Origin of the sequence: Bacillus cereus group sp. BfR-BA-01310 (genome assembly GCF_022664325.1) — a bacterium.
GTDB classification, from domain to species: Bacteria; Bacillota; Bacilli; order Bacillales; family Bacillaceae_G; genus Bacillus_A; species Bacillus_A paramycoides.
Genome location: NZ_JAKUHD010000008.1, coordinates 1 through 21,969, shown reverse-complemented (window position 1 = coordinate 21,969; position 21,969 = coordinate 1). Strand labels below are relative to the sequence as shown.

Sequence of the window (21,969 nt, the reverse complement as noted above, 5' to 3'; positions counted from 1 at the left end):
GTAGAATGACAACTTCTCAAAATCGTCACCTTTGTCAATTCTACATTTATTACATTCTCATCGTCAAGTAGCGATTTGTCACATTATCGTCAATATATACGTGCTAGTTGGAGCCATTTGAAGTTCCTTTCCTCTAAATGAAGAAATTGGCTGTACTTTCGCTTGTTTTTCGTCTACTAACACATGCCACGTTTCTTCTTTAGGGAGTTGGACTATTTCAGGTTGCAAACTGCTATTGAATAAAACGATAATCTCTTTCCATGGCCCAAAAGATTCTACGTGTTGTAAATGGTATGCAAGGACTTCTGTGGATGTTTGTAAAAAAGTCATATACTTTTTTATGAGGTCAGCATTTTGTAATCGAAATGCCCCATGCTCCTTCCGAATCGCAATTAACCCTTTTATATAATTAACTGTCTCCATCTCTTTCTCTTTTTGATCCCAATCTAATCGATTAATTTCATCAGTGGCATTATAACTATTTTCATTTCCGTTCTTAGTACGATAAAATTCTTGCCCGGCATGCAAGAAGGGAATTCCTTGTGAAAGGATAACCATTGCGGTTGCTAAACGATGACGCTTTTTCAAAATTTCTTCTGATTCTTGATTGCTACGCACTAGTTTATCCCACATCGTCATATTGTCATGACATTCTACATAATTGATGCTTTGCACTGGCTCTAGAAACAACCCTGTTTCTTTCACACTTAAAAGACTACCACCTACTATATACTGCAAATGATTACAGTCTACATGCCCACCAAATGCAAAGCCGCGTTTATTTATATTAAAAGTACTTCCTTTTATCCCATCACGAAATTGATCATTGAACTGCGCGATATGCGGCATTTTATTTGCATTATTTAACGTAGCTTTTTCCTCAAGAGGAAGCGGTGTTTGTAAATCCCATCCTTCTCCTAATAACAGCGCATCACGCTTTATTTTTCGTACTTCTTTTTCTACCACATTCAGCGTTTCAACATCTAAAATCCCCATTAAATCAAATCGGAACCCATCAACATTGTATTCTGTAAGCCAGTATAAAACAGACTCTATAATAAATTTCCTCATCATTCTCCGTTCAGATGCTATATCATTTCCAACTCCCGTCCCATTAGACGGCATACCATCCTTACCGTGCCTGAAATAATATCCTGGCACCAATTTTTCAAATGAAGATGTCTCTCTTTCATATATGTGGTTATATACAACATCTACAACAACTCGGATGCCGTGTGCATGAAATGTTTCAATAAGTTGTTTACACTCTACTATCCTGTTATACGGATTAGAAAGGTCTGTAGCATAAAATCCTGTTGGAGCATTGTAATATAATGGATTGTAACCCCAATTATATGCGGAGGAAGGATTCGCCTCATCTATGCCACCGAAACAATATAAAGGCAATAGCTCAACATGTGTAACACCTAAATCTTTTATATGAGATAATCCCGTTAACGTTCCATTTCGTCCCGTCGTTCCCTCTTCCATCAACCCTGTATATGTCCCTTTTTTATGCACTCCACTATTTGGGTGAATAGTAGCATCACGAATATGCAGTTCATACAATATGGCATCTGTCATTGACTGTAATGGTGGCAATTGTTCTCGTTTTATTACATTTGTCTTTTCCAAATCGATAACAACGCCATATTTCCCATTTACAGTCACTGACTTTGCGTATGGATCTACCGCTTCATTCCATATTAAATTAATACAAACAAGAAATGTATATTGCGCTCCGTCTAAATCGCCTTGTAATGTCTGAATCCAAACTCCGTTTTCTTCCCTGTACATTTCATGATCGGTATATTCTTTATCACTTTTATAAACTCTTACTTTCGCAAGCCTCGCAGTTGGAGCCCACACTTTAAATGTTGTTGCTTCTTTTTGATACACAGCACCTAAATCTGTACCTTCGTAATAATACTTCTCATCGAAAATCGCTGTTCGAATCACAGCACCTATTTGTAAATCTGTTTCTTCGTTCCGTTCATCTCGTACTGTATAATACTTCCCCACATCTAGCGGCTCTTCTATAAAGCACTCATACTTCGTTGCATCCGGAAGTGCGATAGTATGAGCAATCGGTAAATCTTTCACATTGTTTCCTTCTTGTAAACGAAATGTCCGACTTGTTCCATACGCATGTGGGAGCAAAATTGTAATTTTATTCATTTCATCTAAATAAGCATCAAATGGACGTTTTACTTTCAACATAAAAAATCACCATCATCCTCAAAATTAAAATAAAGTGAAACCTTAATGAGGAAGGGATTCATCCCCCACTCATTATTAGCCCCCACCAATTGGGCCTTTACGATCAGCAAATGATAAGGCTTTTCTTATCAGCAAGACTCTATACAGTAACTCCATTATTCTCTATAGTATATTCACCTGTATAAAAAACGTTTTCATACATTCTATTTTTGTAATTTTATTTCAGCAATCGCTTTATACTTCGGTGTTTCCTTCACGTGAGATTCGTATAAAGTAATCGTATCCGCTTGAAATGATATTTCAGCCACTTCTTTTATATTTTCTAAGTCAAACTTTTCTTCTCCTACCCATTTACGGGCAACGGTAATGTGCGGATGATACGAACGTGTTTCTAAAGAAAACCCATTCCCTTCACAAATAGCATGCACTTGCTTTTGTAACTGAAACAAATCGTGATTCTCACTTACCTTCGCCCAAAAAATACGAGGCTCGTCTTCTCTGCCAAACGTTGAAAATCCTTGTAATGTGAAAGATAGTTCCTTTTTTTCTATAAGTGTTTGTAATCCATTCTTTATTCCTTCTAACTGTTCCTCTGTCGCACTCCCTAAAAAAGAAAGGGTAATATGATAGTCTTCCTTATGTACCCACGAGCGAAATGGTAATTCCTCCTTCATGTCCTCTTTATAATTAGAGAGCACTTCTTTTATATGATTTGGTAAAGTAATTGCGACAAAATAATGCGGCTCCATGTACATCTTCTCCTTCTTTATATTGTTGCTTTTCTTTCTTATCTCATTCAGCTAAAAAGAAGCCGCTCTCTAAATTAGAGAGCGGTCATAATTGCAACATCCTTTATTTTGCTAATTCATAAATCGCTTGAGCATAAATTGCTGTTGCTTTTAATAAATCTTCAATTTCAATGTACTCGTCTTTTTGATGAGCAAGTTCTTCTTTTCCTGGGAATAACGGACCAAATGCAACGCCAGCTTTCAATGAACGAGCATAAGTACCGCCACCAATCGCTAACAATTCGGCCTTTTCACCAGTTTGTTCTTCATACACGCGCTGTAAAGTACGAATTAATACATGATCTTTATCAACGTGATGTGGGCGGGAATTTGAATAATCCACTACTTCAAATCCGTGATTATGGGCATACCCTTTTAACTTTTCAATCGTTTCTTCAAAGTTAGTCGTAACTGGATAGCGCACATTCAATCCTAAATTACCACCGTTTTCTTCCGTGTAAGAAAGACGGCCAACATTCACTGTTAGCGGGCCACTAATATCGTCTTTATAAGAAATACCAGCTTTTTCTCCAAGAATATCGTCTGTAAATGTTTCTGTTACAAACGATGCAAATGAAGTCGCTTTTCCATCAAGAGAAACTGTCGTTAAGAAGTTTGCCAATAACAAGCCTGCATTTTCTCCCTTTTCTGGAGTAGATCCGTGAGCTGAAACTCCTTTAACTTGCAACGTTATCGTATTTCCTTCTACAATTGCTTTGCCTATTTTCTTAGCAGTTTGTAAATACTCTTCATATGCTACTGTAAGTGCATTTACATCTTCTCCTGTAATCACTGCTTCTGCAAAATCAGGAACCATATTTAAACGACGGCCTGACTCAAATGAAATAAGCTTATATGCGCCGCCTTTCTCTTCACTACCATTTTGCACAACTTGTATATCAGAAATTCCTTTTTCGGCATTAATAATTGGAAAATCTGCATCCGGCGCAAAACCGATCGTTGGCATTTCTTCATTTTTAAAATAATGATCTACACACTTCCAATTACTTTCCTCATCTGTTCCTAAAATCATTCGAACACGTTTTGAAAGAGGCAATCCTAATTCTTTTACAATCTTCATTGCGTAATAGGCTGCCATCGTCGGCCCTTTATCATCAATTGCACCACGTGCAAAAATCTTCCCGTCGCGAATATCAGCACTATACGCAGGAGTTGTCCAGCCGTCTCCTTCTGGTACAACATCAACGTGACAAAGAATACCTACTAACTCTTCTCCTTGTCCCATTTCAAGATGGCCTGCATATCCTTCTAAATTTTTCGAAGCGAAACCTTCAGTTTCTCCTTTATGTAACATGAAAGATAAGGCTTTTTCTACACCTTCACCAAATGGTGCGCCCTCTTTCGCAGATTCTTCTTCCCATACACTTTTAATTTGTAAAAATTGTTGTGTATCACGAATTAAATCATCTTTTCGTTTTGTAACTTCTTCTGTCCAATTAATCGTTGACATCACGCATCCATCCTCCTTCTATATTCTCTCTTTTATCATAGCAAACCAAAATCTCTTATGCCATATACCGAAACCCAATAACGAACAATTGTAATATTTCTGATATTTCTTATTAGTTTTTCTTTTATTTTTTCAAAAAAATTTGCAGGAATTTGGCGTTTTACGTAGAAATTTATGAGTTAGTTGACTGACCAGACATACAATGTCAACTACCAATATTTTTCTATATGAATATTTGTTAAACTTTTGTAAAATTTAAGTAAGTTAAGGCATGAATTTTGTCATGTAGAGTACAATGGTAGTAACGACCTTCTTTCCTGAATGGGGTCAAAAAAACTAGTAGAGGAGTGGTTTTCTCTTGAAACCTACAACTACTCGTATGCTAACACGCATTAAATCAATTTATATGTACATCAATGAAAACGGAACGGTAACGACGAAAGACCTTGTAGATGAGTTCGGGATCACACCGCGAACGATACAACGTGATCTAAATGTGTTGCAGTTTAATGAACTCGTGTATAGCCCTTGCCGCGGTAAGTGGACAACAACAGGAAAGAAAGTGAGAATGACCTCATAACGAAAACAATTGTATGTAAAATAAATACATACCCCTTTCTAATTATATAGAAAGGGGTTTTTTCTGCGCCTTAAAATCGGCATTATTTTTCGTTATCTACTTGATACGTCTTTAACATTTCTACTTCTTCATCTGTCAATTCACGATACTGTCCAAGTTCTAGCTCTTCATCCAACACTAAAGGTCCCATCTCTGTTCTCTTTAAGTAAACAACTTTTTTCCCTACCGCTTCAAACATGCGCTTCACTTGATGGAATTTTCCCTCTGTAATAACGAGCTCGATTTCCGAAATATCATCGCTTTTTAAAATTGTAAGTTCGCCTGGCTTCGTTTCATAGCCATCATCTAAAATAACACCTTTTGCAAACTCTTTTATATCATCTTCCGTTACAACGCCTGAAACGTGTGCATAATATTTTTTCGGCACGTGCTTTTTCGGCGATAATAATTGATGCGTTAGCTTCCCATCATTTGTTATTAATAAGAAACCTTCTGTATCAATATCAAGTCTTCCAACCGGGAATGGATCAAAAATCGCATCTTCTAATTCTAATAAATCTATTACTGTTTCATGATTATCATCTTCCGTCGCTGAAATAACACCTTGTGGTTTATGCATCATTAAATAAACAAACTCTTTATATTCCACAACTTCACCGTGAATCATAACTTCTTGCTCTTCTACATTCACATGAAACTTCGCATCTTTCACTGGCGTTCCATCAATCTTCACAACGCCGTCTTTCAATAATTTCTTTACTTCTTTTCTACTTCCGTATCCCATATTCGCTAATAATTTATCTAATCTCATATTCTTCACCTTCTTTATTTATCATAAGAAAAGGGGACGTATTTACGCCCCTTTTGATTTCAACTTTATTTTGAATCTACTACCAAGTTTACGCTGGATTTTCTCTAAAGCCTCTCCGCCAAATACTCTTTCTAGTACTCCTGTGCGAATCGCTAACAATCCGTAAACAAGGCCACCAATACCTGCACAAATCGCAACTGTAATAAGAGCACCAATACGGCCATCAGGCGAAATCATGAAGGATAGAAGCCATTGTGATAGCTTTACAGCAATAACCATTACAAGTGTTAATACTGCAATTTGGAATGTTCTCTTATATACAACACCAAATGAATAGTTTGCATGTTTTTTGATTTGTTTATTCGTATACCATACGGAAGCTAAGAAGCCGACTGCAGTAGCTAAAATCGCCCCAACTGTACCGAAATAACGAATAAAGATTACGTTGCATACAAATTTCAAAATAACACCCATCACAAGCGCAATAACCGCGTGTTTCTGCTGGTTAATCCCTTGTAGGATCGCCGCTGTTACCGTGAACAAAGCAAACAATAGCGCGACTGGTGCATACCACATTAATACTTGTCCACCTAGTGGATCTGAATCGTAAAAAGCAGTGTAAATCGGATATGCAAGTGTAGAAATACCGATAACTGCTGGCAATGTTAAAAACATATTCGCCTGGAATGTTTGTGTAATTTGTAATTTTAAATAACGGTATTGCTTTTCAGTAAACGACTTTGTAATCGCTGGCACGAGCGTTAAACTAAACGCTGTTGCAAGTGATACAGGAATCATAATTAATTTATGCGTCCACATCGTGAAAATACCGAGCGCTCGCTCTGCGATATCCCCTTGACCAATTGCCTGCATAATAGAGTTAAATGTCAATGTATCAATTTGTTGATATAAAGGAATTGTTAACCCAATTACAACGTAAGGAATTGCATACGCAAATAATTCTTTAAACAATTGAACGGTACTTACTGTCGATTCTGGTACAGTTTGCTCAATTAAATATTGATCCAAATATTTTTTACGTTTTAACCAGTACCAAACTAATACGCCGAGCGCTCCAACTGCTGAAACGAATGCAGCGAATGTAGCAACCCCAACCGCTGTTGCTACTGTACCGCCAAGCACTTTAATAACGATGAAACTACCCGCTAATAAAAAGACGATACGAATAATTTGCTCAATAATTTGTGAAACCGTAGTCGGTCCCATCGATTGGTGACCTTGGAAATAACCACGAATCAAACTTGCTGCCGGTACAACAATAAGCGCAAAACTTACGAGGCGAATAATCGTCGTAACTTCTTCTATCTTATTTTGTAAACTTTGTTTACCAAGCATTGCTTCTGCAAATAATGGTGCGGTCATGTACAGTACTAAGAAGGAAAGAACTCCTGTTACTATCATCATAACCATTCCCGAACGGAACATTCTCCGGCTCGTTTTATAATCTCCAAGTGCATTATATTTGGAAACAAACTTCGAAACAGCAAGCGGCACCCCTGCCGTTGCAATACTTAAAAATATCGTATATGGAATATATCCATATGTATAGAGCGTTCCGCCTTCTGTGCCTACTAATGCATGAAACGGAAAGACGTAAATCATGCCTAAGAACTTTACTAAAAATGTCCCTAACGTCACAATAAGCGTTCCGCGCAGAAATTTTGAATCGGACATACAAAAATCCTCCTACTTCTTATATAAAGTGAAACTTTAATCAGTGGGAAGGCTTCACCCCCACTGATTATTAGTTGAACCAATCGGGCTTTTACGGGCAGTTGACCTCCCGCTTCAAAACTCACTTCTTTGCTTCTGCTAAGTCTTAGGATAGGAGTCTTACTACCCGTTAATGCGGGATAACGCTGAACTCTAACTTTTGTATTGTACCACAATTCTCTCCTGAAGCAGTACTTCACTCTATTTTTCTTTTAAGAGAAAACATGCTATTCTTTTAGGCAGGAAATGTAGAAAATGAGGTCGATATATTATGCATTATGATGTTATTGTCATCGGCGGCGGTCCTTCAGGGCTAATGGCTGCAATCGGTGCTGCTGAAGAAGGCGCAAATGTCTTACTTCTTGATAAAGGAAATAAACTAGGACGTAAACTTGCGATTTCTGGTGGTGGTCGTTGTAACGTAACGAACCGTCTACCACTTGATGAAATCGTTAAACATATACCTGGAAATGGTCGCTTCTTATACAGCGCTTTTTCTATTTTCAGTAATGAAGATATTATTACATTCTTCGAAAATCTCGGCGTAAAACTGAAAGAAGAGGATCATGGCCGCATGTTCCCAGTATCAAATAAAGCACAATCTGTTGTAGACGCACTTTTAACACGATTAAAAGATTTAGGTGTGAAAATACGTACGAATACGCCTGTTGACACGATTGAATATGAAAACGGTCAAACGAAAGCAGTTGTATTGCAAACAGGTGAAGTGTTAGAAACAAATCACGTCGTTATCGCTGTTGGTGGAAAATCTGTTCCTCATACCGGTTCTACTGGAGACGGATACGCATGGGCTGAAAAAGCCGGACATACAATTACAGAGCTTTTCCCAACAGAAGTACCAATCCTTTCAAACGAACCATTTATTCGTGACCGTACATTGCAAGGTCTTGCTTTACGAGACGTAAACTTAAGTGTATTAAACCCGAAAGGAAAAGCTGTCATTTCTCATAAAATGGACATGCTCTTCACTCACTTCGGCCTATCTGGTCCTGCCGCTCTTCGTTGTAGCCAATTCGTTATAAAAACGATGAAGAAGTTTAAAACAAACACGGTGCAAATGAGTATCGATGCATTGCCAGAAGAAAATAGTGAGCAACTGTTCCAACGCATGCTGAAACAAATGAAAGAAGATCCGAAAAAAGGAATTAAAAACGTTTTAAAAGGCTATGTTCCTGAACGTTACTTCCTATTCTTATTAGAAAAAAATGAAATTGACGGTAGCGAACAAGCTGGACAAATTTCTCATGAGAAGATTCGTGCACTTGTGAAAGACTTTAAAGAATTTACCGTTCATGTAAATGGTACTCAGCCGCTCGAAAAAGCATTCGTTACTGGCGGAGGTGTATCCGTTAAAGAAATTAATCCGAAAGAAATGTCTTCGAAATTCACGAATGGTTTATATTTCTGCGGAGAAGTTCTTGATATTCACGGTTATACTGGTGGCTATAACATTACATCTGCCCTTGTTACTGGTAGAATCGCCGGAACAACAGCTGGGCAAAATGCGAAAATGCAATACTAAAAGAAACAGGGATTCCTGTTTCTTTTTTATATGTTGAAATAATAAAATTGCATATAAAATTATATCGACCGTTTCTTCAAAATTATTAGCGATTTTTTCAATATATAAGCACTCCGACAAGGAACGACAAATCTCCTATCCTTATAATTCCTGTTTCTTTTTTGTTGCTTTATATAGCTTAGTACCTTTATATTTTATATTGTTGAATATTTGAAAAAGGGTAAGGGGAAAACAAATGAGAAAAAAAGTCATGATGTCTTTAATGCTAATGACGTTTCTTTCTGCGGTAGAAGGAACGATTGTTAGTACAGCAATCCCTCGTATAACGAGTGATTTGTCAGGCGTCGAACTTGTTAGTTGGGTATATGCAATCTATATGCTTGCAACAGCTGTTTCGACTCCAATATACGGAAAACTAGCTGATTTATTCGGCCGTAAAAAAGTTTTGCTCATCGGAGCAACAATCTTCTTAATCGGTTCTGCACTTTGCGGAGTCGTTACATCAATGGAACAATTAATCTTCTTCCGTGCTCTTCAAGGTATAGGGGCTGGGGCTGTTATGCCGATTACAATGACGATTATTGGAGACTTATATAGTGAAGCGAAGGACCGTGCGAAAGCACAGGGCTGGATGAGTGCCGTTTGGGGTGTATCTGGTGTTATCGGACCGTTAGTAGGTGGATTTTTAGTTGATTCCCTTTCTTGGCGCTATATCTTCTTCTTAAACGTTCCGTTTGGAATTATCGCTTGCTTAATGATTGCCACTTCTTATAAGGAATCTATTAAGTCCTCTAAGCAACATATTGACTACCTTGGTGCAACAGTCTTCTCATTAAGTACAATTGCTTTACTATATGCACTATTAACAGGTAGCAGTAAGCAAAACTGGGGAGACATTACAATTATCGGCCTATTAATCTTTGCCGCTGTGTCATTCATTATTTTCTTATACATCGAGAAAAAATCTCCGGAACCATTAATTCCGCTAGCACTTTTCTCTAACCGTACATTATCTACTATAAACATATTAACGCTTATTGCTGGTGCAATGATTATTAGTATTACAGTGTACCTTCCAATTTGGAGCCAAGGTGTATTAGGAAAAAATGCAACAGAGGCTGGACTCATTTTAATGCCAATTCCTGTTATGTGGACATTCGGTGCTATGTTCTCCGGTAATTTAGTTGGCAAGTTACAAACAAAACAAATCATTTTACTTGGAGCTAGCATTTTATCAGTTGCTTCATTCTTATTATTTACATTATCAACAGATTCACCATCATTCCTTATTTATGTTGCAGTCGGATTATTCGGCTTAGGAATGGGACTTGTCACACCAATTTACATGGTAACAATTCAAGCAGCTGTACCGGCTCATACGCGCGGAACAGCAGTCGGTTTAAACACATTCATTAATACATTTAGTCAAACGTTAGGTGCTGCAATTTTCGGCATGGTCTTCAATACGATGATACATGCACGTGGCATCAAAAACCTTGACCTCGTATCTTCTGGTGGACATGGAGGATCTGCGGCAAACGTAGTAACTGAATCACAAGAAGCATTAGCCTCAAGTATACACGTCATTTATATGAGCACTTTCGCATTAGCGGTATTAACATTAATTATCGCTTGGCTCCTATTAAAGCCAGCTAAACAAACAAGTGAGCAATAGCAATAATAAAGAGGATGACCATTTCGGTCATCCTCTTTCCTTATATGAGCGTTAAAATCTATTCTTCATTCTCCACAATATATTTAAGCATAGACAATTTATTATCCCAAAATCGTTCATAATACGAGAGCCACTGCTGTAATTCCGCTAACGGCTCTGGCTGCAAACGATATATCTTTTCTCTTCCACTCTTTCTTCCACTCACTAAATTCGCTTCTGAAAGAATATGCAGATGCTTCACAACAGCCGTACGGCTCATCGGAAAATGATCCGTTATTTTTGAAATTGGTAACTCTTTATCACTTAATAACCGTAATACTTCTCGGCGGGTTGGATCAGCAATTGCCTGAAACACATCGTATTTTACTGCCGACGATGCCACTTAGCCCTCAACAACCTTTTTCAGTTTTTCATTTACAATCGCTACCCAACCACCATTCATTCTGTCGCGAATAATAGAGCTCTTCGCATTCGCTTTCGGAAGAATTTCATCAGGATGTTTCCAGCCGCCGTGGATTAACGTAAATTCTGTTTTATCCCCTAAGTCTTTCAAAATAAACGAAACGATCCAGCCATCTGTATCCCATGAGAAAGATAAACGATTCGGTTCATCAATTTCTAACACTTTACATGGTGATGGCCCAAAAGGTGATTGTATATGAAACTCATGTCCTACCTTTAGTTCGAAATCATTTGGCATAAACCATGACGCAATTCCTTCTGCAGTTGATACTGTATCCCATACTTTTTGAATAGATGCACTAAAAATAACCGTTTGTTTAATGTCGTTTAATGTATTTTGTTGTTCCATTTTATTTCTCCTTTATTCGGCATTAATACATAACACCTTTTAGTTGTATTCAGATAATATAACACCTTTTAGTTTCATGTCAATAAAGTGAAACTTTAATTAGTGGAGTTTTGTCCATCCCCCACTGATTATTAGCCCACACCAATCGGGCTTTTACGGACAGTAAGACTCTTTTTACTGTTGAGAAATTCTCAACATTTTTTCAACAGGACAAACACTCTCTCACCATTCCTTCATAATATACTCACAAAGGCAATAAAAAATAAAAACTTCGCTCAATATGAAACTCCATCATTCATATCGAGCGAAGCGCCTAACTTATCTCACCTGTACTTCGTCTCTCCTCCTTCCCTCGTGGACAATACGTGAGATATGTGAAATCAGAAGGAATATGCCCACCATTTGGGTAGGTAGTTATTTCTCTTCTCCTCAACATTTCCTTAGGAGCGAAATGACTACCCACTCATTTTTTTAACCAACAATGAAAAGGGGATGAAAGCTATGTTCTACTGCATTAACTGTTCTGAAATTCACCACGAAAAACATCCGAATGATAAAGTATTTAAAAACGGTTTTTATATTGATCCATTTTTAGGTGATCGTTATCACCTCGGCATGTGCACTGATGCTCAGGAACATGCAACAGAGGAAGTTCTTTTAACGACAAAGAAGATAGATACAACGCAATCTATTATGAATATTTTACCGACACATGTTGTCCCAACATAAAGCATAAAAAAGAGCTGGCTCCCCAGCTCTTTTTTATGCTTTATAAACAATCATCGCTGAAAAACAATAAATTTGATTTTCATCATCATTAATTGAAACACCAACTTGATACTTTATATCTACAAAATTCCCATCATCAATTTTTTTCAAAAACACATTTACAGCGTCTTCTAAATCTTTTTCATGACTTTCATCAAACACTTTCACACGAATCATGTTAACACCATCCTAGATCGCAGCCCTCCGCCGCTTGATTATTGCCACGGTGCGTATCTATGATGCGATAAAACTTTCCGTTTTCATATATATATCCGTCTTCTAACACATATTGTTTATCTTCAGTATAGACATAAAACTTACCTATCATAAATTTACTCGTATATAATTCCAAATAATCTGGCCTAAATTTAGCTACAACTTTATTTGTAATATCAATCCTAATTGTGCGCCCCACCTTCTCTCCCTCCTCTACAAAGAACGGATTTAGGTATATTGTATTAGCGATTTTACATTTTATGCTTAAAAATAAGTGGATATGCCCTCTTTCTTCCCCTGTACTATTTTTCTAAAAAAATTCCCCATATTTATTCAACATATAAGAGCAAAAAAAAACCATAAAAAACCACTTTTATATATTGACTTCAATATATTTTTTGTGATATTATATAAAATTTGACATTTTTATACCAGTATGTTATCATTAAAAATGGTTACCACATATGGAGGTGGATGATTTGTTTCAAATTGGTGATAAAATCGTTTATCCAATGCACGGTGCAGGAATCATCGAAGCAATTGAAGAGAAAGAAATATTAGGTACTACGCGTCAATATTGTGTTATACGCATCATTAGTAAAGATATGCAAGTAATGCTTCCGATGGATCAATTACAAAAATCAGGTATACGTTATATCGTTGATAAGGGTACATTAGATGGTATACTTCTTGAATTTCATCATGGGGAATCAGACCCAACACTCTCATGGAAACAAAGATATACAATGAATATGGAAAAAATGAAGAACGGCAACCTTCAAGATAGCGCAGAAGTTGTTCGTGATTTACTTCGCCGTAATAAAGAAAGAGCATTAAATGCGAGCGAAAAACAAATGCTAGATAATGCGCGCAAAATGGTTATTAGCGAAGTTGCGCTCGTACAAAATGTCTCAGAACATCAAGCAACAGAATTTCTTCAAGATACAATCAATCACTAATTTAAAAAATAGCCGACCGCTATTTTTTTTTGGCAGAAAAAAGGACAAAGAGATAAGGCTCTTTGTCCTTTTGTTATATTATCCACGTCCAGCTTGAAATGATGGGTATAAAGTCATTCCACCATCTGCAAATAACGTAATTCCGGTTACGTAACTCGCCTCTGCTGAAGCAAGCCATGTTGCTATTGCTGCGATTTCTTCAGGTTTTCCAATGTAGCCCATCGGAATCATACTTTCTACGTCAGCACGCTGTTTAGGATCAGCAAACTTTTCAGCATTGATTGGCGTATTAATTGCACCTGGTCCAATATTATTGACTCGAATGCCTTTTGGTGCATACTCTAACGCTAACGTTTCAGTCATAAGCTTAATCCCCCCCTTACTTGCCGCATAGTGCACGAATAATGGCCACGGGATTTTTTCATGAACACTAGACATATTAATCACCGATCCTTTAATACCGTGTTCCACAAAATATTTAATCGCTTCACGACTTCCTAAGAAAGCACCTGTTAAATTTGTATGAATTACTTTATTCCAATCCTCTAACGGCATTTCATGCGATGGTACAGCATTTTCTATGCCTGCATTATTAATCATAACGTCAAGCGTCCCAAATTCTTTAACAGCAGATTGAATCAAATTTATAACATCCGATTCAATCGTAACATCACCTTTTACAGCAATCGCTTCTCCGCCTATTTTTTTTATTTCTTCTAATACATCGCTCGCTTCTGATTCTCTTGAGCGATAGTTAATAACAACTTTCGCCTTCTCCTTAGCAAACCGTACTCCCATCGCTCTTCCAAGACCAGTTGCTGACCCTGTAATAATGACGACCTTCCCTTCTAAATCGCTATACATTTCAATACCTCCTTTAGCTTTTTGCGACCCCTAGCATAATTCCAGCTGCAATAATAAAAACGATACCAACAACAATCCCAATTAATTGACGCTTCGTTTTCCTTTCACCTAATATAAGAATTCCGCCAAGCGTCGAAATAATAATCCCCATTTGTGAAAGGGAAAAACTTGTTGCGACTCCGACACGCGGCTGCGAAATGAATAAAAACATATTTCCAGCTGCCCAAATTAATCCCGGAAGAATATTTCGAATCGCATATTTATTGAATGGATGATGTTTAAATGTGAGTAAAATCCCGCCTAATACCATACCGACCGCTTGTGGCAATAAGGCTGACCAACCGTTCACGTTAAATAATCGAATAACTACTACGTAAACTAAATATCCGACTGTTGAAATTAATAAAATAATAATTCCTTTTTTAAAATTCCCTGCTTGCTCTGCATTCTTTTCTTCTTCACTTTGGAGTGATGTTAAAATAACACCGATAATAATACAAACAAGCGCCAAAACTCCAAGAACGACTGATATCGTCGTTGACCATTCATGAAACACGATAACCCCAAATAAAGTCGTCGCAACTAATTGAAGCCCTGTTGAAATCGGCATCGTTCTCGAAACACCCATTAAATCAATACTTTTCAACTGATTCGCTTGACCAAGCGCCCAAAACAAACCGGACACGATTCCAACCCCGATAACCGTAGGAGTTAATACTGGCTTCACAAAAATATAAACAACAATTGAGAAAATAAGCGCTCCGAACGTTGTACCGAGCGTTTGACTATAAGGTCCCCCGCCCAGTTTCACGTTAAATAGCACAATACTTCCCCAAAATATGGCTGGTAAAATCGCTAAAAATATATCCATCGCTCATTACCTTTCTCTACAAAATGTCATAGGTTACCGCTCTAAATCATTAGAGTGAGCTTTTATTTTCTCTTTTGTTCGCTCACAAACCTTATCTGCAGTAGCACCAGAAACATTTTTTTCTCGCTCCACTTTTTTTATTTTTATGTGATCCAAATGATCTTCTAAAGTGAGTGTAATACGATCATTCGGCGGATTATGCGCCCCTTGAAATGTAAGAAACTGTATCGTAACTTCAAATCTAGGAACAAACTCATCTTTCTTGCCTAGACGCTTTATATTTGTAACTGAATCACATTCATATTGATCTTCTGTCACTTGCCTTATAACTGAATAATACCGATTAAGTAGCGCACTCTCTAAAAGTTGTTCCTTCGATTCTTTTGCCCAAGAATAGCTTGGAGAAGAGAAGAAAACAGAACATATCATTGCAATCATTACACATATCTTTTTCATAATTCCCTCCTTATTCTATACAATAGTGTTCTCCAAACTGCCATAAAAAAACGACTTCTCCTATTCAGGAAAGTCGTTTTAATGAATCCAATATTAACCACCGCTCACTGGTGGTATTAACGCAACAATATCACCAGATTGTATAGCATCATCTTCATTCGCGTACTCTTCATTAATTGCAACCATAATTGGCGCTGACACCGGTACATTATATTCTTTCGCAACAATTTCTTTTAATTGTGCAACAGTAATATTTTCTTCCTCTATTTGTAATTCACTTACTCCTGCTTCTTCTTGCAAGTTCGCAAATAACAATACTCGAATCATATTTATAGCTCCTTCCCAGGCTCTCCTGCTGGATATGGCGTTTTTTCTAATTGATCACCAATCCATGAGTCACCATCTTCCCAAAACTCCTTTTTCCAAATCGGAACAATTTGCTTAATGCGTTCCATAATATATTCATTCGCTTCATAGGCCTCTTTACGGTGTGGTGTTGATACAGCAACAACAACCGCGATATCAGAAATTTGTAGCGTGCCGATGCGATGTGTAATCGCAACATGTGTACTAGGCCACTTCTCCTTCACTTCTGCCCCTATTTTCTGTAGCATCTTTTCTGCCATCGTCTTATAAGCTACATACTCTAAGTATAGTGTACGACGCCCTTTCGTAAACTCCCTAACTGTTCCAATAAACGTTGTGACAGCACCGCATTCACGGCGGATTACTTTCTTTGTCACCTCTTCAATCGAGATTTCTGTATCAATTACTTCATAATACATATTTGTCATTTCGCACTCCTAACCGTTTGTAAAAACCAGTCTATATACAACTTTTCTTCTGTTATATGAAATACTTTATATTCTTCTCGTAAACTTAATGGAGCATCATGCCACGTAATAACTGCTACTACATTTTCTATTTTATGTAAAAGTTCAGCGTCTTCCGCGGAACGAAGTAACACTACTTTTGGATATTTCTCCGCTTTATAGCCCTCTATTAAAATCATATCCACTTCAAAAAATCCGTACAAGCGGATAATTTCTTGCAAGGACCATTCATCTCGCAAGGAGGACAAAGATAGTAATCCAGCGCCTTCCACACTACTTACTACAGCACCAGCTTTTCGGTGTCTTTCACTATCTTTTTGCGCTACTTCAGGAAAACCACCATGGCCATGATGCTTAATTGTAGCAACCTTCATTTCGCTTTGAGCTAATGCATGTACCATTTTCTCTACAAGTGTTGTTTTTCCGCTATTTTGATACCCTACTATTTGTAAGATTGAAGAGGCTTTGCCCACGGCCAATCACTTCCTTGAGAGTATTCTAACAATAATACGGACACTTTCATTCCTGTTTCGAACCCTCTCGTTCCTCCAGGCAACACGATAAAAGCATTTGCATCCGCAAGTGAAGATACCGCACTCGATTTATCTAAACCGACTGGCACCACTTGTAATGACCCATTAACAATCGTCACGTTTGCTCTTACAAAGCGAGTAAACGGATTTGGTTTTGGAAAATCTTTTTGCAAAATAGCGTCCGCTCTATATATGTGAGGCTCCTTCGCATACAAATACGTTTTCATAATTGGATGCACAAATAATTCGAAACCTACATAACAAGCCGACGGATTACCTGATAAACCGAAGAGTAGCTTTCCATCAATTTCAGCTACTGTCGTTACACTTCCCGGTCTCATCGCTATTTTATTAAAGAGTACATTCGCCTGTAACCTTTCATAAATAGCTGGTAAATAGTCATAATCTCCTACCGAAACACCGCCCGTTGTAATTAAAATATCAACCTCATCCATCGCTGATTTAACGGCTGTAAAACATGCATCTAACTCATCGGCAAGTTGTCCATAATAACGCACTTTCCCGCCAACTTTCATAATTTGAGCTGCAATCATATAAGAGTTACTATTTCTAATTTTCCCTGGCTCTAACGGCTCATGTACTTCTAGTAATTCACTTCCTGTCGTTACAATACCGACAACAGGCTGCTTTACAACTTTTACAGTGCTATATCCAAACGTCGCTAATAACGCTGCAACACCTGGATTAATTGCAGCACCTTTTTTAACAAGCACTTGATTTTGTTTTATATCTTCCCCTTTAAACGATACGTTGTCACCATTTTTGAAAGGGCGTTTTAACTTCATATATGTTTTTCCGTTCTTCTCGAACCCTTCCGTCAGTTCTAGCATTACGACTGCATTGCAATCTTCTGGAATAGCTGCTCCTGTCATAATACGAACCGCCTGAAAAGCTTCTACTTCTTCTGTAAAAACAGATCCTGCTCCGATTTCTCCTATTACTTCAAATTCAACCGGATGCTCTTGACTTGCTTCTTTCGTATCTTCTGCTCGAATTGCGAAACCATCATAAGGAGAACGATCAAAATGAGGAACATCGTGATCTGAGACAACATCCTCCCCAAGAACCCTTCCATAACTTTCTGTAATAGAAACTTCTTCTACTTCACCATGCTTAGCATATTTCATAACCCGCTCTACTGCCTCAGCAACTTGAATCGGGATTCGTTTTTCTACCATTGTTTCTCACCTCGTATTTGCAAAATATCTAATCTCGATTACACTTTATATATTAAATAGCAATTACTTCAAGGAGGAATTCCATGTCTTCATTCACACACTTCAATGACCAAGGGCGCGCTAAAATGGTTGATATAAGTGACAAAAAAATAACCGTTCGAACAGCAATCGCACGCTCTAGCATTGTCGTTACAAAAGAAATTCACGATAAAATCTCTCACAATGAAATTGGTAAAGGTGACGTATTAGCCGTTGCACAAATCGCAGGCATTATGGCTGCGAAACGTACTTCTGATATTATCCCAATGTGCCACCCCTTATTATTAAAAGGTGTTGACGTCTCTTTCGATTGGAAACAGTCAGAAGAACAATATCGACTACTCATTGAAGTAAAAGTTAAAACAGAAGGTAGTACCGGCGTTGAAATGGAAGCTTTAACAGCTGCTTCTGCTACCGCTCTTACCGTATACGATATGTGTAAAGCTGTTGATAAAGGTATGATTATTGGCGAAACGTATTTACTTGAAAAAACGGGCGGAAAAAATGGAGATTACATTAGAAATTCTTAATCCTACATTTCTCCTTTGAACCTAAAGGTTTTCCTTTAGGTTCAACCTATGTATCTTGCATATAATCGTTTCGCCACATTCATATCATTCGTCCCATGAATAAATGCTCTGCCATCTGTAAATAAAACAAAACGATATTCTTCCACCAGAAATGATAATAAATACGGCGTGGCCTTTACATCCACACTTTTTTGTAAGCGCTTTTTAATTTCTTCTAAATTAAACCCCTGACGCACACCTGGACGGATTTGAACTGTATTTCGTCCACATAATACTTCTGTTTTCGTTTGTGCTTCAAATGTTAAACTCGGATATGTCCGTAGCTTTCCACAAGATAAACATGTATCCTTTTTCTGCCTATTCACTTTAAATGCCATCTGTTGATTATTCCAAAGATCAAATGATAGCATCGTTTCACGAAGTGCCTCAAAATCTTCTACTAATATTTTCAAAGCTTCTGTTATTTGATGCGCAACTACTAATTGTACTGCTGGCTGTATAATACCGGCCGTATCACATGTCGCTCCGCTCGCCGGATGTTCCATTAAACATCGAAAACACGGCGTTTTTCCTGGCAAGATTGTATACGTTACTCCGTAGCTTCCAACGCATCCTCCGTATATCCATGGAACGTTATACATCTGGGATATATCATTAATAAGAAGGCGCGTTTCAAAATTATCCGTCGCATCTAATATTAAATCTACACCTTTAATTAACTCTTCCATTTCTTGCACCGTTACATCCGTCACAACCGGTACAATTTCTACTTCGGAATTAATAGCTTTTAAATGTTCTGCGGCCGCTATCGCTTTCGGCTTATAATGCTTTGCATCTTCCTCTGTATATAATTGTTGCCTTTGTAAATTGCTCCATTCTACATAATCACGATCAGCAATTGTTATTTTTCCAACCCCTGCTCTAACTATTGCTTCTGCATTCGCTGCTCCGAGCGCACCAGCACCAATGACGAGCACGTGCTTTCCTCTTATTTTCCGCTGCCCTTCTTCCCCAACACCAGAAAATAGCATTTGTCTTGAATATCGCTCCTGCATACGACATCCCCCTTTCTTATCCTCCTATATAAGACATTTCAATTTTCGGACGATTCTTCGCACTTTCTTCTGTCCGTTCATCTGAATATCGATCTTTTCTATCCTCCCATACATCTTGTATGGCTTTTAATAAATCATTATCCGAAAGGTTTTCCCTGAGAAGTTTCCTTAGATCCATTCCTTCTGTCGCAAACAAGCAAGTATAAAACTTTCCATCTGCTGAAATTCTTGCTCTCGTACAAGAAGAACAAAACGACTCAGAAACAGAGGTAATAAAACCAACCTCTACATCCGTTCCAACGTATCGATAGCGCTTCGCAACCTCACCAAAATAATGAGATTCAGCTGGTTCAATTGGATATACTTGATGAATCATATCGATCAATTCTTGTTTCGTAATAACTTGATCAAAATTCCATCCATTCGTACTGCCCACATCCATAAACTCAATAAATCTAAGTGAAATTCCTTGTTCTTTAAAATACGTAGCCACCGGAAGTACTTGATGATCGTTCATCCCTTTTTTTACAACCATATTTACCTTCACTTCAAGTCCTACTTCTTTCGCTGCCATAATTCCCTTTAGTACGGGTTTCGTATTAATATTCCGGCCATTAATTGTACGAAACACTTCATCATCTATCGCATCCAAACTAACATTTACTCGGTGTAATCCAGCTTCTTTCAACGCCTTCGCTTGCTTCGTTAAATGAATCGCATTTGTCGTTAATCCTATATCTACTAAACCATCAAGCTTTGCAAGACGTGCGATAAGTTTTGTTAAATCCTTACGGAGCAATGGCTCGCCACCAGTAAGTCTAATTTTCCGTACACCGATGCTAACAAATATTTTTGCTAATCGCTCGATTTCATCAAATGTCAGTAAAAACTCATCTTTCAAAAAAGCATAATCAGGCCCAAACACTTCTGCCGGCATACAATACGTACACCGAAAATTACAACGATCAATGACAGAGATGCGCAAATCTTGAAGTGGGCGTCCGAAAAAATCTTTAACCTTTTCCTGCATCGCCACTCTCCCTTTCTGCCAAATTTATACCTATCTTCATTCTATTATAATATATTTTCGAACTGCGATGTTTTTGCTCAAACAAATAAAAAGCCTTGAAGCATAAAAGTTTCAAGGCTCTCCTCTTATTAACTTAAGCGAATAATTGTTAATACCGCTCCCGGTGTAGTCGTTGACAATGTCGTAGAAGTAAGTAAACCATTTAACTGTAAACGAACAGCTGCTCCCGCTGAAAGATTCGCAATCATCGTAGCACCAAAACTAGTTGTAGCTACTAACGGAGCATGAATAGTTCCTGATAAAGCTGATCCCTGTCATTCCAGTTGGCACTGGAAGAAAAGTCGGGCCGTCAAGATCTAGCGATATTTTAAAATTAGAATTTATCAACTTTTGTATTTTTTGTTTTCCATCATTTCCACCACCCTCAAAAGCAAACTACAGCTACAAAATATGTTCTATTTGAACTACCCCCACTTAACACTCTAACGAGCTGTTTGAAGTGGGGGATTCCTACGAACACCAAGGTATCCCTCAGTTTTATGAGTAGGCGAGCCCCGTAATCCCTACGGTTAGGAGCCTTACGGCCTCTTTTCTCAGATTTTCCGCTGCGTTCACATCTCTATCATGATACATACCACAAGAAGGACACTTCCATTCACGCAGGTTCAGGCTTTTCACATCTTTATTTTTGTAGTCGCAATACGAACAAGTTTGGGAACTAGCGAATGTTTTCGACACCACAATCACTTGTTTCCCATACCAGCGTGCCTTATACAACAACATCGCTTTGAATTGTGACCATGATACTTCTTGAATCGCTTTCGCTAGTTTGTGATTCTGTAACATATTCGATACTTGCAAATCTTCTATCCCAATCACATCGTGGTTTTTAATGATCCTAGTAGAGAGTTTTTGCAAATAGTCCGTTCTTGCCTGTTTAATTCGTTCATGAATACGAGCGACTTTCATTCGCTGTTTCTGCC

Annotated in this window: 25 protein-coding genes and 1 pseudogene; 6 read left to right on the top strand and 20 right to left on the bottom strand. The window is 37.8% G+C overall.

The genetic code is table 11. The features are described from left to right. Window positions 1-78: 78 nt before the first annotated feature. From pulA to pepV, 3 genes are all read right to left on the bottom strand, one after another. A complete protein-coding gene (pulA, locus tag MR109_RS16945; protein WP_242273211.1) occupies window positions 79-2,220 on the bottom strand; it encodes a type I pullulanase in 2,142 nt (713 codons plus the stop codon). Between the two features lie 203 nt (window positions 2,221-2,423). After that, on the bottom strand, window positions 2,424-2,969 hold the full coding sequence (gene thpR, locus MR109_RS16940) for an RNA 2',3'-cyclic phosphodiesterase (RefSeq protein WP_048374330.1): 546 nt from the start codon (window positions 2,967-2,969) through the stop codon (window positions 2,424-2,426). Between the two features lie 103 nt (window positions 2,970-3,072). Beyond that, complete coding sequence (gene pepV, locus MR109_RS16935; RefSeq protein ID WP_242273209.1) at window positions 3,073-4,479, bottom strand: dipeptidase PepV; 1,407 nt, start codon at window positions 4,477-4,479, stop codon at window positions 3,073-3,075. A 358-nt stretch (window positions 4,480-4,837) separates the two neighbouring features. Between pepV and MR109_RS16930 the strand changes: the two genes are divergently transcribed. Beyond that, window positions 4,838-5,059, top strand: coding sequence for a DeoR family transcriptional regulator (locus MR109_RS16930; RefSeq protein ID WP_000805512.1), 222 nt, complete (start codon window positions 4,838-4,840; stop codon window positions 5,057-5,059). An 82-nt stretch (window positions 5,060-5,141) separates the two neighbouring features. On the opposite strand, the gene MR109_RS16925 is transcribed toward MR109_RS16930, so the two are convergent. Next, a complete protein-coding gene (locus MR109_RS16925; protein ID WP_002173831.1) occupies window positions 5,142-5,870 on the bottom strand; it encodes a pseudouridine synthase in 729 nt (242 codons plus the stop codon). 42 nt (window positions 5,871-5,912) lie between these two features. Next, window positions 5,913-7,565, bottom strand: coding sequence for a putative polysaccharide biosynthesis protein (locus MR109_RS16920; protein ID WP_242273206.1), 1,653 nt, complete (start codon window positions 7,563-7,565; stop codon window positions 5,913-5,915). Window positions 7,566-7,875: 310 nt separating this feature from the next. Here MR109_RS16920 and MR109_RS16915 point away from each other — a divergent pair, with 310 nt between their 5' ends. After that, window positions 7,876-9,147, top strand: coding sequence for a BaiN/RdsA family NAD(P)/FAD-dependent oxidoreductase (locus MR109_RS16915; RefSeq protein ID WP_071718399.1), 1,272 nt, complete (start codon window positions 7,876-7,878; stop codon window positions 9,145-9,147). 235 nt (window positions 9,148-9,382) lie between these two features. Next, window positions 9,383-10,822, top strand: coding sequence for an MDR family MFS transporter (locus tag MR109_RS16910; RefSeq protein ID WP_048374327.1), 1,440 nt, complete (start codon window positions 9,383-9,385; stop codon window positions 10,820-10,822). A 58-nt stretch (window positions 10,823-10,880) separates the two neighbouring features. On the opposite strand, the gene MR109_RS16905 is transcribed toward MR109_RS16910, so the two are convergent. Both MR109_RS16905 and MR109_RS16900 read right to left on the bottom strand, forming a co-directional pair. Beyond that, entirely contained in the window at window positions 10,881-11,204 is a 324-nt protein-coding gene (locus tag MR109_RS16905) for an ArsR/SmtB family transcription factor (protein WP_002173835.1), read from the bottom strand. Further along, a complete protein-coding gene (locus MR109_RS16900; protein WP_048374326.1) occupies window positions 11,205-11,633 on the bottom strand; it encodes an SRPBCC family protein in 429 nt (142 codons plus the stop codon). A gap of 501 nt (window positions 11,634-12,134) precedes the next feature. Between MR109_RS16900 and MR109_RS16895 the strand changes: the two genes are divergently transcribed. Continuing rightward, window positions 12,135-12,362, top strand: a complete 228-nt coding sequence (locus MR109_RS16895) for a DUF3973 domain-containing protein (RefSeq protein WP_048374325.1) — start codon at window positions 12,135-12,137, stop codon at window positions 12,360-12,362. Window positions 12,363-12,395: 33 nt separating this feature from the next. Here the strand turns inward: MR109_RS16895 and MR109_RS16890 are convergent, their stop codons facing one another. Together MR109_RS16890 and MR109_RS16885 are read right to left on the bottom strand one after the other, a co-directional pair. After that, window positions 12,396-12,578, bottom strand: coding sequence for a sporulation protein Cse60 (locus MR109_RS16890; RefSeq protein WP_000621746.1), 183 nt, complete (start codon window positions 12,576-12,578; stop codon window positions 12,396-12,398). A 1-nt stretch (window position 12,579) separates the two neighbouring features. After that, entirely contained in the window at window positions 12,580-12,816 is a 237-nt protein-coding gene (locus MR109_RS16885; RefSeq protein ID WP_048374324.1) for a DUF2553 family protein, read from the bottom strand. Between the two features lie 265 nt (window positions 12,817-13,081). Between MR109_RS16885 and MR109_RS16880 the strand changes: the two genes are divergently transcribed. Beyond that, entirely contained in the window at window positions 13,082-13,576 is a 495-nt protein-coding gene (locus MR109_RS16880; protein WP_242273204.1) for a CarD family transcriptional regulator, read from the top strand. 78 nt (window positions 13,577-13,654) lie between these two features. Here MR109_RS16880 and MR109_RS16875 read toward each other — a convergent pair whose 3' ends face one another. From MR109_RS16875 to MR109_RS16845, 7 genes are all read right to left on the bottom strand, one after another. Then, on the bottom strand, window positions 13,655-14,440 hold the full coding sequence (locus MR109_RS16875) for a glucose 1-dehydrogenase (RefSeq protein ID WP_242273202.1): 786 nt from the start codon (window positions 14,438-14,440) through the stop codon (window positions 13,655-13,657). 13 nt (window positions 14,441-14,453) lie between these two features. Beyond that, window positions 14,454-15,311 carry a glucose uptake protein GlcU gene (gene glcU / locus MR109_RS16870; RefSeq protein ID WP_098308100.1) on the bottom strand — a complete coding sequence of 286 codons (858 nt, stop codon included), beginning with the start codon at window positions 15,309-15,311 and terminating at the stop codon, window positions 14,454-14,456. 33 nt (window positions 15,312-15,344) lie between these two features. After that, window positions 15,345-15,767 (bottom strand): DUF3888 domain-containing protein, encoded by a 423-nt coding sequence (locus MR109_RS16865; protein WP_002173842.1) that lies wholly within the window; start codon window positions 15,765-15,767, stop codon window positions 15,345-15,347. Between the two features lie 93 nt (window positions 15,768-15,860). Continuing rightward, window positions 15,861-16,094 (bottom strand): molybdopterin converting factor subunit 1, encoded by a 234-nt coding sequence (moaD, locus tag MR109_RS16860; protein ID WP_002173843.1) that lies wholly within the window; start codon window positions 16,092-16,094, stop codon window positions 15,861-15,863. Between the two features lie 2 nt (window positions 16,095-16,096). Further along, window positions 16,097-16,561, bottom strand: a complete 465-nt coding sequence (gene moaE / locus MR109_RS16855; protein WP_002173844.1) for a molybdopterin synthase catalytic subunit MoaE — start codon at window positions 16,559-16,561, stop codon at window positions 16,097-16,099. Then, window positions 16,558-17,079 carry a molybdopterin-guanine dinucleotide biosynthesis protein B gene (gene mobB / locus MR109_RS16850; RefSeq protein WP_242273200.1) on the bottom strand — a complete coding sequence of 174 codons (522 nt, stop codon included), beginning with the start codon at window positions 17,077-17,079 and terminating at the stop codon, window positions 16,558-16,560. Before mobB ends, moaE begins: the two co-directional genes overlap by 4 nt. Beyond that, on the bottom strand, window positions 17,043-18,332 hold the full coding sequence (locus MR109_RS16845) for a molybdopterin molybdotransferase MoeA (RefSeq protein ID WP_242273197.1): 1,290 nt from the start codon (window positions 18,330-18,332) through the stop codon (window positions 17,043-17,045). Before MR109_RS16845 ends, mobB begins: the two co-directional genes overlap by 37 nt. Window positions 18,333-18,415: 83 nt before the next feature. Between MR109_RS16845 and moaC the strand changes: the two genes are divergently transcribed. Next, window positions 18,416-18,901 carry a cyclic pyranopterin monophosphate synthase MoaC gene (gene moaC / locus MR109_RS16840; RefSeq protein WP_002173847.1) on the top strand — a complete coding sequence of 162 codons (486 nt, stop codon included), beginning with the start codon at window positions 18,416-18,418 and terminating at the stop codon, window positions 18,899-18,901. A 41-nt stretch (window positions 18,902-18,942) separates the two neighbouring features. Here moaC and MR109_RS16835 read toward each other — a convergent pair whose 3' ends face one another. The 4 genes and pseudogenes from MR109_RS16835 to MR109_RS16820 form a co-directional block, all read right to left on the bottom strand. Next, complete coding sequence (locus tag MR109_RS16835; RefSeq protein ID WP_002138701.1) at window positions 18,943-19,956, bottom strand: molybdopterin-synthase adenylyltransferase MoeB; 1,014 nt, start codon at window positions 19,954-19,956, stop codon at window positions 18,943-18,945. 16 nt (window positions 19,957-19,972) lie between these two features. Beyond that, the gene (moaA, locus tag MR109_RS16830; RefSeq protein ID WP_242273195.1) at window positions 19,973-20,986 is read right to left on the bottom strand and encodes a GTP 3',8-cyclase MoaA; all 1,014 of its coding nucleotides are present in this window, start codon (window positions 20,984-20,986) and stop codon (window positions 19,973-19,975) included. A gap of 128 nt (window positions 20,987-21,114) precedes the next feature. Continuing rightward, a pseudogene (locus MR109_RS16825) lies at window positions 21,115-21,297 on the bottom strand (BclA C-terminal domain-containing protein); the annotation flags it as partial. Between the two features lie 226 nt (window positions 21,298-21,523). Then, the coding region (locus MR109_RS16820; protein WP_242273191.1) for an RNA-guided endonuclease TnpB family protein at window positions 21,524-21,969 on the bottom strand (446 nt) is incomplete at its 5' end.